The organism is Bacillus sp. N6 (genome assembly GCF_052805735.1).
On sequence record NZ_CM127843.1, the window covers coordinates 3,472,248 to 3,488,448 of the forward strand.

The 16,201-nt window shown below is 36.8% G+C and carries 12 protein-coding genes; 2 read left to right on the plus strand and 10 right to left on the minus strand.

All coding sequences use genetic code 11. The features are described from left to right. Window positions 1-187: 187 nt before the first annotated feature. The 7 genes from ACUXVC_RS17820 to ACUXVC_RS17850 form a co-directional block, all read right to left on the minus strand. The gene (locus tag ACUXVC_RS17820) at window positions 188-1,033 is read right to left on the minus strand and encodes an exonuclease (RefSeq protein WP_098127217.1); all 846 of its coding nucleotides are present in this window, start codon (window positions 1,031-1,033) and stop codon (window positions 188-190) included. A 188-nt stretch (window positions 1,034-1,221) separates the two neighbouring features. Beyond that, on the minus strand, window positions 1,222-1,422 hold the full coding sequence (cspB, locus tag ACUXVC_RS17825) for a cold shock-like protein CspB (RefSeq protein WP_001179150.1): 201 nt from the start codon (window positions 1,420-1,422) through the stop codon (window positions 1,222-1,224). A gap of 214 nt (window positions 1,423-1,636) precedes the next feature. Beyond that, entirely contained in the window at window positions 1,637-2,536 is a 900-nt protein-coding gene (locus ACUXVC_RS17830) for a WD40/YVTN/BNR-like repeat-containing protein (protein WP_089171559.1), read from the minus strand. A 16-nt stretch (window positions 2,537-2,552) separates the two neighbouring features. Next, window positions 2,553-2,996, minus strand: coding sequence for a flavodoxin (locus tag ACUXVC_RS17835; RefSeq protein ID WP_001062759.1), 444 nt, complete (start codon window positions 2,994-2,996; stop codon window positions 2,553-2,555). A 223-nt stretch (window positions 2,997-3,219) separates the two neighbouring features. Next, window positions 3,220-3,840, minus strand: a complete 621-nt coding sequence (locus ACUXVC_RS17840) for an acetate uptake transporter (RefSeq protein ID WP_000070938.1) — start codon at window positions 3,838-3,840, stop codon at window positions 3,220-3,222. Between the two features lie 86 nt (window positions 3,841-3,926). Then, entirely contained in the window at window positions 3,927-4,322 is a 396-nt protein-coding gene (locus tag ACUXVC_RS17845) for an NUDIX hydrolase (RefSeq protein ID WP_089171560.1), read from the minus strand. Beyond that, window positions 4,319-4,660: an ASCH domain-containing protein gene (locus ACUXVC_RS17850; protein ID WP_089171561.1), complete on the minus strand. Its 342-nt coding sequence runs from the start codon at window positions 4,658-4,660 to the stop codon at window positions 4,319-4,321. The genes ACUXVC_RS17845 and ACUXVC_RS17850 overlap by 4 nt, the downstream gene beginning before the upstream one ends. A 110-nt stretch (window positions 4,661-4,770) precedes the next feature. On the opposite strand from ACUXVC_RS17850, the gene ACUXVC_RS17855 reads away from it, so the two are divergent. Then, entirely contained in the window at window positions 4,771-5,328 is a 558-nt protein-coding gene (locus tag ACUXVC_RS17855; RefSeq protein WP_089171562.1) for a CatB-related O-acetyltransferase, read from the plus strand. 49 nt (window positions 5,329-5,377) lie between these two features. On the opposite strand, the gene ACUXVC_RS17860 is transcribed toward ACUXVC_RS17855, so the two are convergent. After that, the gene (locus ACUXVC_RS17860; protein WP_446025798.1) at window positions 5,378-12,850 is read right to left on the minus strand and encodes a DUF7507 domain-containing protein; all 7,473 of its coding nucleotides are present in this window, start codon (window positions 12,848-12,850) and stop codon (window positions 5,378-5,380) included. Window positions 12,851-12,967: 117 nt separating this feature from the next. Between ACUXVC_RS17860 and ACUXVC_RS17865 the strand changes: the two genes are divergently transcribed. Next, window positions 12,968-13,717: a (S)-benzoin forming benzil reductase gene (locus ACUXVC_RS17865; protein WP_048655745.1), complete on the plus strand. Its 750-nt coding sequence runs from the start codon at window positions 12,968-12,970 to the stop codon at window positions 13,715-13,717. A gap of 35 nt (window positions 13,718-13,752) precedes the next feature. Here the strand turns inward: ACUXVC_RS17865 and ACUXVC_RS17870 are convergent, their stop codons facing one another. Both ACUXVC_RS17870 and argH read right to left on the minus strand, forming a co-directional pair. Next, window positions 13,753-14,586 (minus strand): GNAT family N-acetyltransferase, encoded by an 834-nt coding sequence (locus ACUXVC_RS17870; protein WP_048655746.1) that lies wholly within the window; start codon window positions 14,584-14,586, stop codon window positions 13,753-13,755. 66 nt (window positions 14,587-14,652) lie between these two features. Continuing rightward, entirely contained in the window at window positions 14,653-16,161 is a 1,509-nt protein-coding gene (gene argH / locus ACUXVC_RS17875; protein WP_048655747.1) for an argininosuccinate lyase, read from the minus strand. Between the last annotated feature and the right edge of the window lie 40 nt (window positions 16,162-16,201).

Sequence of the window (16,201 nt, forward strand, 5' to 3'; positions counted from 1 at the left end):
TCTACCCTCTTTCATTTCTATGGGCTCTAATTTTATGAATGTATTTAAAAATTCTTACCACCCCTTAATTTTCAAAGCAATTATAATGGCCCAATCACAACAAATCAATTCCTATTTAATATAAATACTTTATTCATCCATCAGTATAATGATGTTAAATTTATGTAGCTAGAAATAGAGGAGAATATCATTTAACCTCTACATTCTCCTCCATCTCAGCCAAATACCTAATCTGTCGTTCCGCTTTTCTCACTGCTGTACGAAAATGTTTTTTCAGGAGTTCTACTGTATTTTCACTTATATAATATCTTTCCGTTATACTTTCCCACGTGTCACTACTTTCAAATGTACTCCATTCAAAAGGGCGTTCCGTATCTTTCTTTAGTTCTTTAAACACCCATTTTCGCATCTTTTTTTTCGCTTTTTCCGTTAGTTTCCCGTTCTTTACAAGTTCAAGTTCACCATGTCTTTTGTATCGCTTATTAATATCTCTCTCGCTATACACTTTAAGAAGTATATTTGCTGTATTTTCGGCATCTGCTAAAGCACGGTGCTGTTTCCCTTCCCACGTTAAAGCGAGCTGTTCTACCGCAAATTGCAAACTTGGCGTATGTTCAAACAATTCCTCATATGCTTGGAAAACAAATTTTTGCAAATCAATTCTACTTTCTTTTTCTATAATGGGGCATTCAACACCATGTAATGTACAATCATGAGATAGAAAGCGATAATCTTCTTTTCCCCATGAAACAAATATAGAATCTTCTCCGATAAACTGAATAAATTTCTCTATAATTTGAGGGAATTTTTCTACATCCATTAAATCTTTCTTCGTAATACCGGTTAATTTTGTTGTATGACGAGTTAATCGTGCACTTGGTTTTACTAACTCCGAAAATTCTTCAATTATCTTCATTGTACCTATTTCTATTTTTACAGCTCCGATATCAACTATTTCTGACGGATCTTCTGATTTATACGGTCTGAAATTCCTCTCAATGTCAAACACAATGAAATGTGTAGCGTTTTTCAATTTATTTACCTCTTTCTAAATTCCTTTTCACACAAACACTTTATTTTCAGTATTTATTTATTCATGTACTTTATACAAAAATACTACGAATAAATAAATGAAAATTTAGTCTTGTTATGATATGTAAGTAGGAGGATATCTATAAAAATGCAAAAAAAAAGAAGGGCGAGCCCTTCTTTTTTCAAAAATTACTTCTTGTTTACGTTAGTAGCTTGAGGTCCACGGTTACCTTGTTCTACTTCGAAAGTAACTTCTTGACCTTCTTCTAAAGTTTTGAAGCCTTCGCCTTGGATAGCTGAGAAATGAACGAATACGTCTTCTCCGCCTTCAACTTCGATGAAACCGAAACCTTTTTCTGAGTTAAACCATTTTACTTTACCGTTTTGCATGAAAAAAATCCTCCTACAATGTACCTATATGTACATATTCATTTTCAACCACCTTACAATAATAAGCCAGATATTAAAAAACTGCAACCCCTGAGGAGATTTAACATTGCTATCCTCCTCGGAAGTTACAGCTCATTTAAATCTCTATATTATTAAAAGTAAAATGGTTTAAACAAACTATATCATATCAATATAATAAAAGTAAAGTTTTTTCTTAAATTATTTTTTGTTCCCACTGCATTGCTTTTAATTCACCTGATCCAGCTACTACATAACCATCTTTTTGATTAACAATGCGCCATCCGTGCCCTTTAACTGAATCACATACTGTAACAATACCTTCGTCAAGAAGTACACGGCACACACTACTAATACCCGCCTTATTTTGTGTTGAAGTTGTATATAAGACATGTTGGTCTACACTTAAGTCTAAATAACTACTTGCTTTCTGCTCACTTTGACATGTATGCCAATATATTTTTTCACTCGCAATACTGTCATCTATTTTACAATAAGAAATATTCCCGCTAACTCCCTTGCACGATCCACTTGCCGCTACTAAATAAGAATTGTGTAAAGTCAACGCAGAAATCATTTGATTCATCGTAATTTTAATCCTCTTTAATTTACGTGTCTTCAAATCAAAGAGCCAAACACCACCATACTTAGCATGTATTTTCATACCAATAAATAAGTAATGTTTATATAAAAATAATGATCGAATAGACGGCGCCGCACTGCCATACTCAAGAAACGGATGAATAGTCTCCCATGTCGAACCGAAATTATTAGAAAGATACAGCGTTTTTTCTCCATGAGCAACAACAGTTCCTTGTACATTGCTACATACATTCCAACTTGTTGCTTTTGTTGGAAAACGCTGAATTGTCCAGTTCTCTCCACCATTCATACTACGAATAAAAATCCCTTCGTCACCTACACCATAAACTACATTATCTTCGCTATGTAAATCCCTAATTCGTTTTTGAAAACCATTTAAAATTCGTTTCCATTCTCCGTCTTGTTCAACAAATAAGCCATTATATGTAGTAGCTAACAACAGTTTTCCATCTCTTAACTTTGTAATAGCAGTTGCACTTAACATCGTCTCCACGTTGACACTCCCATTCTTAGAACTTCTCAGCAAATGCAATTGCAAAATTACTGCATTTTTCAACATCCTCTTGATCTTCTGGAGCTAATTCAATTTTCAGCCCTTCTTGTACAAGCTCTGCACCTCGTTCTACAAGGCGTTCTTCAAATATCGTTACCGCTTCACAAAACAGTTCATACGCCGTATCACCTGATCCGAATACCGCTACCTTTTTCCCAGCTAAATCTATATTTTCTAAGTCCTCATGAAAATCTTCCGCTTCAAATGGTAATTCACCATCGCCCCACGTATAAGATCCTAAAATGATTCCATCATAAGCTAATAATTCTTCAGCATCCATGCCTTCCATCTCTTGCAATACTACTTCATGATCAAAAGCATCTAAACTAACTTTAATTAAATCAGCAATACTCTCTGTATTTCCTGACATACTTGCATAAGCTATTAAAATTTTTGCCACTTTGGCATCCCCCTCTAACAATAAATGATTCTCATTCTCATTATATTAATAATGAGAATCAATTTCAATTGATTTTTTTTCTACTTTTATTTACATTTCACATTACTTATTTCAAATAAAGTGAAACTTTAATGAGTCCTCACCAATCAGGATTTTTCAGACAGCCCACAAATAGAGGAATAAAAAAAGCACAGATGACTATACAATCATCTGTGCTTTTTTATTACTTTTTAAAAATACCAAAAGGCTTTCCTACTGGTAAAACAACTTTTCCGAAGTGTGTGTTTAACACTGCTGCTGCTGAACCATAGAAAGATAATAATGAAATAAGAAGTTCAGAATATGCTGCTAAATTATGCATTGCGTGCGGCATAACACCTAAAGTACTTAATGAAAGACCAATAAATAAGAAATCAATAAGGACGAAGATCATAAATAATACTTTATGTGTTTCCATTGCACCAATCGTCATAAAGATTGTGAAAATCAAATATCCGATAAAGGCTACACCAAGCTGTTTTGAATCTGCAGCTTGTGCTAATTTTTCGCCAAATACTCCAAGTTGAATTAACCAAGTCATTCCAACACCTAACCAAAATAGGCCGTACGCACCAAATGCTGTCGTACCGAATGTATTGTTATGCTTTGCATCGTGAATGCAAGCAAAGATTTGTGCAAATCCTCCTAAAAAGATTGCCCATGGTAATACAAGTGAAACGCCATCTGTTAAGCCTAACTTTTGAGATGATGCTACAAGTGTTACCATCGCTAATCCAAATAGACCAATTCCAGATGGATCCGCTGTTGTCATTTTCACATGATGTGTAGTAGTTTGATTGCTCATATAAACCTCCTGATTATAAACATACTCGAATACAATACTTAAATCAGAAGCCTATGTCAATGGTTTTTTTTGTATGTTGTCAGACGTTATATTTTATAATAATTAAATATATTTCCGACCACTTCATAAGGTTTTATATTCACTTTTTCCAACTCGTTTATCGGTAGCCATAACGGAATATAACTTCCTCTACCTTCCCGCTGAAATTCCTCACCTGTTCCGCTTCCGAACACTCCGCCTGTAATATAGGCGCCATAATAATATTCATTTCCTTTATATTTTAACTTTGCAATAAAGTGCTCCACTTGTATATATACCCCTAATTCTTCGTATACCTCTCTTTTCGTTGCTTCTTCAGGCGTTTCACCTTCCTCAATCCCTCCGCCAGGAAAAACATAATATGTTTCCTCTTCTCGAATACGTTTTATAAGAGCGATTTTTCCTTCCTGTACAATGATGGCCGCCCCGCGATTTCTTATCATTTTATTACCTCAATACGAATCGCAACTGTTCCCCACTCTTTTTCTTGTTCTTTCGTATATATTTTGTATGTACTTTCTAACATTTCCTCTAAACTATCATTTTCACAATCCAATAATTTTTTATCAATTTGTTCATACATAGATTTAAAGCTCTCGTATCGCTTTATTTCCGTTACTTTTACCGTCATCATTTCTGTTGTCGTAAGATTCGTAAATACGATTTCATCGTCTTTGTTTATTGGTTGACGTTTTTTATCGTATAGGCGTACTTCATATACTTTTTTCCCTGATTGAATTGACTGAAACGGTTTATTATATAAACCCATTTCGTATTGCATACATCCCACTCCCTTTTGTTCATTTCACCTATTAATACAGTTCACATTACTACATCTTGCATATAATATTCCATACGTATCGCTTAATTGAGAAAGGAGGCTGAAGAAGCATGTTATATTTAAATCAAAAACCTGAATATAATAAATATGATATTGGTGATTATACTTATAGTAAAGTAGGGCCAACCATTTTTTCTTGGAACGATGAAACAAAATTAAAAATAGGTAAGTTTTGTTCATTAGCAGAAGAAGTCGTTTTCATACTTGGCGGTGAACATCGTGCAGACTGGATAACAACTTATCCATTTAATGCACTTTTTGATGAAGGAGCACATATTACTGGTCACCCTTCTTCAAAAGGTGATATCGTAGTCGGCAATGATGTATGGATTGGTTATCAATCCTGTATTTTATCTGGTGTTACAATTGGTAACGGGGCCATTATCGGCGCCAGGAGCGTTGTTACAAAAGACGTACCCCCGTATGCAATTGTAGCTGGTAATCCTACAAAATTTGTTCGATATCGTTTCCCACAAGAAACGATTGACAAACTAGAGAATCTCGCATGGTGGGACTGGGACATTTCTGTTATAAAAGGAGCCATTCCATTACTACTCTCCGACAAAATCGACGAATTTTTCACCTCGCCCGAAAATGAATCTATATGATTAAAACAGAAAGAGCATCCAATTATTTTTCAGGATGCTCTTTCTGTTTTTATTTTTTATGTCCATGCAAATGATTACACGGAGAACATTGAAATGGAATCTTATCTAAGCAATTAAAGTTTGTTTCGCAAATTTGTTCAATCGTTGGAACAAATGGAATGACAACTATGTTACTTTCTACTATTTGTGTAACAGGTGGCAATACTGTGCCTACTTGATGTTCAAAACGAATACTCGCTTGATTTATATAATTTCCTGAACCATTTGGCGCGCTCTGTACTGCTACTTGGAACGAAACTGTCCTTGCTTCACCAGGATTTAAACTTCCGATAAGAAACCCTACTGCCGGGCTTACATTCGGCACTGGCGTATTATCAACCGTTACACTTCCAGAAACAAATCGAACACTACTATCTAACATATCTTGAAAACGAATATTTTGCATTACAGTATCACCCGTATTTGTGATGACTGTCGTAAACGTAATGACATCTCCAATTGTTGCTACCTGTAAATCTGCCGTTTTTACGACTGTCGTTGAGACATTTTGAGGAATAAAGGGGATAACAACTGTATTACTATCACCTTCAACTACTACTGGCGGCTCATTCGGATTTACAGTTGCAAGCCCATTCGCTGTAGCAGTATTTGTAACTAAATTATTTACTTGCCCTCCTATTATTACAACTTGGAAATTAATAATTGCTGCATCATTTGGCTGAAAATCACCTAACGGAATACCAGTATTCGGATTAGCAAATGGAAGAGGTACATCATTTACCGTTACCGTACCATTTATAAATAGCGTATTCGGATCAATGATATCTGTTAACACAATATTGGTCACAGGAACTGTACTATCATTTATAACAGCGATTCCGTAAGTGACAACATCCCCTATCATTGCTACTTCAAAGTTTGCTCCTTTTGCAACAAATAAGATTGCAGTATTTACCGTCACTATAACTGTATTGCTTGTATCCATCACTGTAACTGGCGGCTCCCCTGGTACTAAAATATATTCTGCTAACGCCCCAGCAACGTTCACTACTGTACCACCATCCGGAAAACTTGTAATCGTAGCTTCATATGTTACAAGTGCCGTCTCACCAACTGGTATATCAGGTATCGTAAATCCAATCTGCGGATTTAACCCCGGTTGCGGAACCCCATTTATCGTTACACTATTTGGAACGAAATCAGCTTCCTGAGATAGCACATCGATAAATTGAACATTCATTGCATCAGCAGTACCAGTATTTAATATACGAACAGTATACGTTACCGTTTCTCCTACACCAACAACTGAATGGTCTACTTCTTTTAGCATATCTAAGCTGCCTCTATTTACCGGCGTAACCGTCGTATTACTTGAATTTGTAATTGTAGACGGAGGTTCTCCTGGAATCAATTCGAAATCACCCGTTACTCTTGCTGTATTCATAATGCTACTAGAAGGCGGAACTGCGATTACATTTACTTCAAATGTAATTAATACGCTATCCCCTACTGTAAGATCAGGCAATGTAAAGCCTACAAATGGATCTAAACCTACTTGCGGAACCCCATTTATTTGTACACTTCCAGGAACGAATTCTAAACTTGGTGATGGCAAATCGATAAATTGAACATTCGTTGCTGTTACCGTTCCCGTATTTGTAACTTGCACACTATACGTTAACGTATCTCCTAATCGTGTCGCTTCTTTATTTACAGATTTTATAACGCTGAAGCGCCCTCTATTCACTCTAGTTATCGTCGTATTACTCGGCTCTGTTACTACAACTGGTGGTTCTCCTGGCACTAAAGTAAAGCTTCCTGTTATATTTGCAACGTTCGTAATTGTTCCTGATGACGGGATGTTTGTAACTGTCGCTTGAAACGTCACTATAACGGTTTCACCAACTGGGATATCTCCAACTCCAAATCCAGTAATCGGATTTAAGTTTGGTTGCGGGGCTCCATTTATCGTTACACTATTTGGTACAAATGACGCACCTGTTGAAATGGTATCAATAAACTGAACATTATTAGCTGTTACTGTTCCTGTATTCGTTATTTGCACTGTATACGTCAATACATCTCCAACTAGAGTAGCAGCTCTATTTACTTGTTTAATAACATTAAAGCGTCCTCTATTTACAGTTGTAAGTGTTGTATTACTTGGCTGATTTACTATAACTGGTGGTTCTCCTGGTACTAAAATAAAGCTTCCAGTAACATTTGCCGTATTGGCAATTGTTCCGTTTGACGGAACGCTAACAACTGTTACTTGGAATGTGACTTCTACACTTTCACCTGAAGTTATATCCGGAAGAGAGAAGCCAGTATTAGGGTCTAATCCAGGCTGTAACACACCGTTTATCGTTACACTATTCGGTACGAATGTTATAGAGGATGGTAATACATCACTATATTGAACATTTGTCGCTATCACTGTTCCCGTATTTTGAACTACTGTTGTATATGTGATTGTATCGCCTACTGCAACAACCGGCTGACTCACTGATTTTAAAACATTCAAACCAGGCTCATTGATTTCTGTTAATGTCGTATTACTTGTCGTTGTTTCCGTAATAGGGGGTTCTGTTTCACTTACAGCAAATGTAGCTGTAACGTCTACAAAATTAACAATCGTTCCACCTTCTGGTATGCTTGTAACCACTTCCTGATATGTGACAAGTACAAAATCATCGACAGGTATATCTGGAACTGTAAAACCAATGAAAGGATCTAGTCCTGGTGCTGGTACCCCGTTTATGCTCACACTTCCTGGTACAAATGCTACACCCGCGGAAGTAGTATCGATAAATTGAACATTCGTCGCTGGCACTGTTCCGAAATTAAAAATCAATACATCATACGTTAATATTTCTCCTACCGTCGCTACTTCTTTATCTACTAGTTTCAATGGAAAAATAAACGCTATATTAATTGTCGTAACGACTAAATTTGTTAATATCGTTTCCGTAATCGGTGGTTCCTGCGGATTTGGTTGTGAAGTAAATGTAACATCTGCATCATTTAATATGACGTCATTATCTGGAATTTCTGTAATCGTCACTTGGAATGTGACCTCAATACTTCCACCAGCGATTAATAATGGAGTAACTGTAAATCCTATTTCTGGATTTAAACCAAGTTGCTGCACTCCACCTATCGTTACACTATTGTCAACAAACGTCGTTCCTTCTGGTATGACATCTTGGAAGAACACATCTGTAACAGGGATAATTCCTACGTTTGAAATGAGCACAGTATACGTTAATACATCCCCAACGGCCCCAGTTGCAACATCAACTGTTTTTGTTGCAGTTACTTCACCAGGAGGAGGTAACGGTATTGTAACTACCGTTGTATTACTTGAATTCGTTGTTGTTACAGGTGGCTGTAAAGGATTTAATAAGAAAGTGGCTGTAGCAGATGCTGTATTTAATACTGCTCCACGTGTAGACGGTGCAACTACCGTAACTTGGAACGTTACTGTCAATGATGTTCCAGCTGCAATATTAGGAAGCGGGAAACCAACATTTGGGTCAAATCCAGGTTGTGGCGTTCCATTTATCGTTACACTATTTGCTACAAAAGTTGTTTCTAAAGCAATTGGATCAAGGAAAGAGACATTCGTTGCTGTTACTGTACCGTTATTTCGAATGACAACAGAATACGTGTAAGTTTCTCCAAGTGCTGCTTGTTGTACAGATGAAGATTTTTGTATATTTAACTGTGCTGTGTTTACTTGCGTCACTACAAAATTACTATTTGTAACAGTCGTTACAGGAGGTCCTGCCGGATTTATAAGGAAACTTGCAGTAACATTCGATTGATTTCTTATATTTCCACCAGTAGGAACGCTTGTCACCGTCACTTGGAACGTAATTGTAGCAGTTTGCCCAACTGGAATATTTGTAACAGGAAAACCTACTATAGGATTCGCACCTTGCTGAACGACTCCATTAATCGTTACACTATTCCCTACAAATGTAGCTCCAGATGGGATTGGATCTTGAAAAATAATATTCGTTGCGGGGACAGTTCCTGTATTTTGAATAAGAATCGTATACGTTAACGTATCTCCTACACCTGCTTGTGGTGTATTTACACTTTTTATTACATTAATTGATCCTACATTCACTCGTGTCACAACGATATTACTAATTGTTACAATTGTAATTGGTGGCTGCAACGGGCTTACTTGAAAATCAGCAGTGACATTTGCATTATTCGGAAGCGCCCTATTTGGTGGTACACTCGTGATTGTCACTTGAAAAGTGACCGTCACCATACCTCCTACTGGAATATTAGCAAGTGGAAATCCAGTTGTCGGGTTTAAACCTGGTTGAGGTGTCCCGTTTATCGTTACACTATTCGCTACAAAAGTGGTTCCAACTGGAATCGGATCAAGGAATGATACATTTGTCGCTACTACCGTTCCACTATTTTGTATAGCAACTGTATATGTTAGTGTATCTCCTACACCTGCTTCAGTAGCGCTTACACTCTTCATTACATTTAACCCTGAGGAATTCACAACTGTCATAACAGTATTACTTGGAACCGTCACAGTAATTGGTGGCTCTGTTGGATTTACAAGAAAATCTCCAGTTACATTCGCGTTATTTACAACATTATTCCCTGGCGGAATTTCATCAATTAATACCTCAAATGAAATAATTACACTCGCGCCAGTAGGTAAATCATTTAATGGGAATCCTAGTCCTGGATCTGCCCCCTCTTGTAAAACACCATTAACCAATACACTATTTTCAATAAATAATGTCCCTTGTGGAATTGAATCTTGGAAAAATACATTTGTAGCTGGTACACTACCTGCATTTATGATTTCGATTGTATATACTAAAACATCCCCTACGGTTGCAACATTCGTATTCACTGCTTTCACAACTTCAAAGTTCCCTGATTGTACTGTCGTATTCACAACGTTACTCGGAACATTGATTGTTACTGGTGGTTCACTTGGATTCACTTGAAAGCTTGCTGTTACATTTGCTTGATTTAAAATGTCTTCATTTTCTGGATCCTGTACAATTACTACGTCAAATGTGACTACAACTGTTTGAGCTGCAGGAATATTCGGAAGAGAAAACCCTGCATTCGGATTCAATCCACTTTGGGATACTCCATTAATTGTTACAGAATTTGCAACAAATGAAACAGCAGAAGAAATAGAGTCTTGGAAAAATACATTTGTTAACGGAACGTTTCCTGTATTTTGGACGGCAATTGTGTATGTTAAAGTATCCCCTACCGCCGCTTGCGTTGTATTTACTTCTTTTATTACATTTAAACCGCCTGTATTAACTTGTGTCACAACTGTATTCGTTTGTCTATTAATTGTTATCGGTGGCTGATTCGGAATAACGACGAAATTAGCAGATACATTTCCGCGATTCGCAATCGTACCTCCCGATGGTGTAGATGTTACTCGTACTTGAAATGTAACAGTCCTACTTCCGCCAGGAGATATATTAGCTACTGTAAACCCAGTCGCTGGATTTACCCCAGGTTGTGAAACCCCATCCACAGTCACACTATTTGCGATAAATGTCGTTCCAATTGGGATTGGATCTTGAAAAATAACGTTCGTTGCAAGTACATTTCCTGTATTTTGAATTGTTACCGTGTACGTAAGAACGTCGTTAACCGTTGCAAAAGCTTTATCCACTGTTTTTCTCGTTGTTATATCAGCTATATTAATTGTCGTAACTACAGTATTACTTGTCGCTTGCCCTGAAACTGGTTGTTGACCAGGCACTGGAGTAAAGTTAAATGTTACACTCGCACGGTTTGGAATTGGATTGACAAGAGGGTTCGATGTCACTCGAACTTGAAAGCGCACTACAGTCGTTTGCGATGCATTAATACTTCCAAGATTAATACTACTTGCTGGATTCGCCCCTGGACGTGCTACCCCGTTTACCGTAACGCTATTTGCGACAAATGTTGTTCCAGCAGGGATACTATCAACAAAAATAACATTGTTCGCAGTAACGTTTCCATTATTTGTAACATTAACCGTGTACGTTAATACATCATTAAGCGTTGCCGTCTGTAAATCTACAGATTTTTGCATACTTATAGTTGCTTGATTCACTATCGTTTGTACTGTATTTGAAGTAGATGTACTTGTAACGAGTGGACTTCCTACAAAAGGACGGAATTGATAAGATACCATTGCACGATTTGGAATAGGATTTGGGTTCGGAAACGATGTTATTCGTACTTGAAATGTAACAACTCTTTGCGTGTTATTTGGAATTGTGCCTAAATTAATTCCATTAGCAGGGTTTGCACTCGGCTGTGTTACTCCACCTACTGTTACACTACCTGCTATAAACGTCGTTCCGTTCGGAATACTATCTCGTAATACAACGTTTTCTGCACTCCCTGTTCCTGTATTTGGGACCGTAATCGTATAAGTGAGAGTATCCCCTACCCCTGCGACTGTTCTATTAACCGATTTAACAGGATTAATAATTGGACCTGTTGCATCAATTTGAACACCAAAACCAGCTGCAGCGTATCCATCTCCATTTGTAACGAAGCGAACAGTTGCTGACGTCTGATTGTTTACTAAAGATGAGGAGGCATCTACATTCGTAATATCCCAACCTTGTCTTCGGATCGCTAAAGCAATTCCTAACGGCTGATTCAGATTTCCAAATGTGCCGCTCGTATCTAAATTTCCATTGTCATTACAAATTTGTGACTGAAAGAAATTATTCGCAGGGTTTCTCGGTCCGAATAACGCAACTGTAGCATTTGCATTCGGTCCAAATCGAAGTTGATCTCCAACAATGTTAGAATCACCTTCTTGGGCAGTTACAAGTACTCTTCCTGTAACAATTCCCGTAGACGGCGTTGCAAAACCTGAAATAATAGCATCAACTGGCGGGGATGAAGCCTCAATAATTTCTTGTCCTGCATACACTGATAAATTCCTTAGTGGTAAACTCGCATTTTGATAAACTACCTCAAGCGTCCAGCCAACTGAACGACTAATTGTTGAATCAGCTGATGTTCTTGCAGCTGGCACAGCACCTGTTGTATATGTGCCGGCCCCAGCCGCACTAACAAGGTTCGTTACATTAGCAGAGCGACTATAATAAAACTGCTTCCCTACTGAACCTTGCTGCGCAGTTGCTGGGTCAGGTGCAACAGAAAATGTTCCCACTGGTGTTGTAAAGGTGATATCATCATTTAAAAACGCAGTAACATCCTCAGTATCAGTCCGGTACGTGCCAGCCCACACAAGTTCTGCGTATAAGACGCTACTCCCTGCTGGAAGGTTTAAAATTGCACTCGAAGAATTTAATGGCCAATCATTCGTCGTTCCTGCTGGGAATCCAGGTACTTGAAGTGATGTATTCACCGTTGTGAATACATCAATCGTACCAAAATTATTACCTGGTGCAGGTGATGTCGGACTTAGTCCTAACGTGTTCCCAGTGAACGTGACGGCACCAGTTACTGTTGTAGTAAAGCGATTCATAAAAGGCACACAATCATCTCATTTCATTTATAGTAAAAAGTGCTCTATACTATAAAATGTAGACAAACTATATAATGTACGTTGTCCAACAAAATTCCACATATATGGAGAGGGGTTTATTACACTATGCGCTACGTTATCATAACAGGAACTTCACAAGGCTTAGGTGAGGCAATCGCTACGCAATTGTTAGAAGAAAATACAACTGTCATCTCTATTTCTAGAAGAGAAAATAAAGAGCTTACTAAACTTGCAGAACAATATAATAGCAATTGCATTTTTCATTCCCTAGATCTTCAAGATGTACATAACTTAGAAACTAACTTCAAAGAGATCATTTCATCTATTAAAAAAGACAATGTATCCTCTATTCATTTAATTAATAATGCGGGTACAGTTGCACCTATGAAGCCAATTGAAAAAGCTGAAAGCGAACAATTCATTACGAACGTTCACATTAATTTACTTGCACCTATGATTCTTACATCTACATTTATGAAACATACGAAAGACTGGAAAGTAGATAAACGCGTTATTAACATTTCATCTGGTGCAGGAAAAAATCCTTACTTTGGCTGGGGCGCTTATTGTACAACAAAAGCTGGTGTAAATATGTTTACACAGTGCGTAGCAACTGAAGAAGTAGAAAAAGAATATCCAGTAAAAATCGTCGCTTTTGCACCTGGTGTTGTTGATACTAATATGCAATCACAAATTCGTGAAACAAATAAAGAAGATTTCATAAATTTGGACCGCTTCATTGCATTAAAAGAAGAAGGAAAACTATTATCACCTGAATATGTTGCGAAATCTATTCGTAACTTACTAGAAACTGAGGACTTCCCTCAAGGCGAGATTATTAGAATTGATGAATAACAAAAAGGTGTGCTAAAATTGCACACCTTTTTGTTTTACTTCTCTAAAAATATAAGCACAGACTCCGCAATTTGCTCATAACCAATTTCTTGATAAATTTTATTCGATATCGGATTCGCTAAATCAGTATATAACGTAGTCGTCTTGTACCCTTCATCTAACATACGTTGACTAAGTGCCGCTACACAATTAGATGCGTATCCCTTTTTCCTTGCTTCTTTCGGCGTGTATACGAAATTAACTGTTATATTATTTTTCGTTGGTCTCGTTTTTGCAGCTACAGAAACAAGTTTCCTATCTACTTCCAAACCAAACAGTCGATTTGTAGTTATTAATGTATGCGCAGTTTGTTTTGCTTCTTCTTTCGTAGTAGGAAGCTTTACGTCTTCACAAAATTGATATATCCACTGTTCTATTAATGGTAATTCATCATTATTTACCGCCCGGAAAAGTCCGTTCGCATTACACTTCTTCTTTACTCTGTTCAGCTCATACACACCTTGCTCCATTGCAACATTCATTTTCTTATTTTCTAATACCGCAATCTCTTCCGCTAATTTCTGTACAATTTTCTTATTACCGATCAATCCAGGAATATCCGGATATACTTTCGTTAACTCTTTTGCAAGTTCCTCAATAGCTACTCCCGAAATTTTAGAAGTTGCAACAATGATTTGTTTCTTCTCTTCTGTTTGCAGAAATACAACCGCAATGTCTTCTCCTTGTTTCGCTATCCCCATAAATATCGGTTCTTGAACCATTTGTAATACACCTAATATGAGATTGTTTTCCTGCTCATTCTTTTCTAGAAATGGTGTAACATCTTCTTTAAAATGAAAAATCTCTTCATATACATGTAATTGAATCATCGACAATCTCTTCTCTCTATTTATATTTTAATTAAGTATTGGCGATTAATTCATTAAATCCCTCTTTTACGATTCAATAATATTCAAAGCTAATGTATTCAAGGCATTTTCAGCTTGTAAAATTCTCTGTTTTTCCTTTTCAAATACATCTTCTTCTTTTCGAAAGGACTCTTTTCGATTTTTAATCATACGCTTCATTTCTTTTTTACTCGGTCCACCGTATACATTTCTTTTTTGAATAAAAGCTTCTGGCGATATAATTTCTTTCCACTCTTTTTCTAATAAATTTATTTTAAAATGTTCTTGCAAATACATATTTACATCTTTGAAGTGTAATTCATGTAGTTCTTTTTTCTGCTCCAATGACATATTTGCAATAGCACTTGCTGTATGATGAGCATGCCGAAATGGAATTTCATAGTTTTTTGTTAAAACATCGGCGAAATCCGTTATCGTTATTGCATGTTTATAGGAACGACTTTTTAACGTTTCTTCTTCTACTTTCATCGTTCGGATCACTGCATTCATCATACAAAAAACACGAATTGCCTTTTCAATTCCTTTATATAAATATGGCTGCAAGTCATCTTCCGTATCGACAATATCACCAAATGGTGTATTATGAATCATTTGAAATACTGTAAATGATTCTCCTAAAGCACTACTCGTAATTGCACGAGCGTGTTCAATTGAAACCGGATTTCGTTTTTGCGGCATTATACTACTGATTTGTACATATGGCTTTGCAACAGTAATACCGTCATATTCTTTCGTTGCTAACAACAAAAAGTCATGAATCCATCTACTCGTATTCGTCATCATTACCATAAGTAGCGAGCTAACTTCTAATAAATAATCCGCTCCGGCAACAGCATCATATGAGTTCTCAATTACAGTTGTAAATCCAAGTAGATGAGCAACTCGTTCTCGTTTAATCGGGAAACTTGTTGTAGAGAGTGCAGCTGCCCCCATTGGAGACTGATTTAAAAGCTGGTACGTTTTTTTCATTCGTTCTAAATCTCTTTGCATCGTATCATAAATTGCTAAAGTATAATGACCAAATGTTGTTGGCTGTGCCGGTTGTGTATGTGTATAAGCTGGCATGATCGTTTCCTTATGATCATCAGCAAGTTGCAGTACACTTTCTTGCAATAGCAAATAATGTTCCATTAATCGTAATATATACCGCCTTAAACTCATGCGATACATCGTTACACCCATATCATTTCTACTTCTACCAATATGCATATTACTTACAAAATCGCATTTCGCTTCTTGAGAAATTAAATGTTCGATTAAAAAAAAGAGGTCTTCATGCTGCTCTGTATATACCAATTTATCTTTTGGTATTCGCTCTACTTTTCTAAGTGCGTTTAATATAACTTTAGCTTCTTCTATTTTCATTAAACTTTCTTCAGTCAGCATCGTAATATGTGCTTTATGCACTTGAAACATATCTTTCAATAAGTAATTTCGTTGAAAATCAAATACATGTTGTAATACACAATCCACATATGTTTTTCCAGGGAAATCAGCGCCTTCACTCTTTATAAACTCTTCCTTACTCTGTTTCATCACCTTTTCCCCTCTCACCTAAGTATTACTACCCATCATA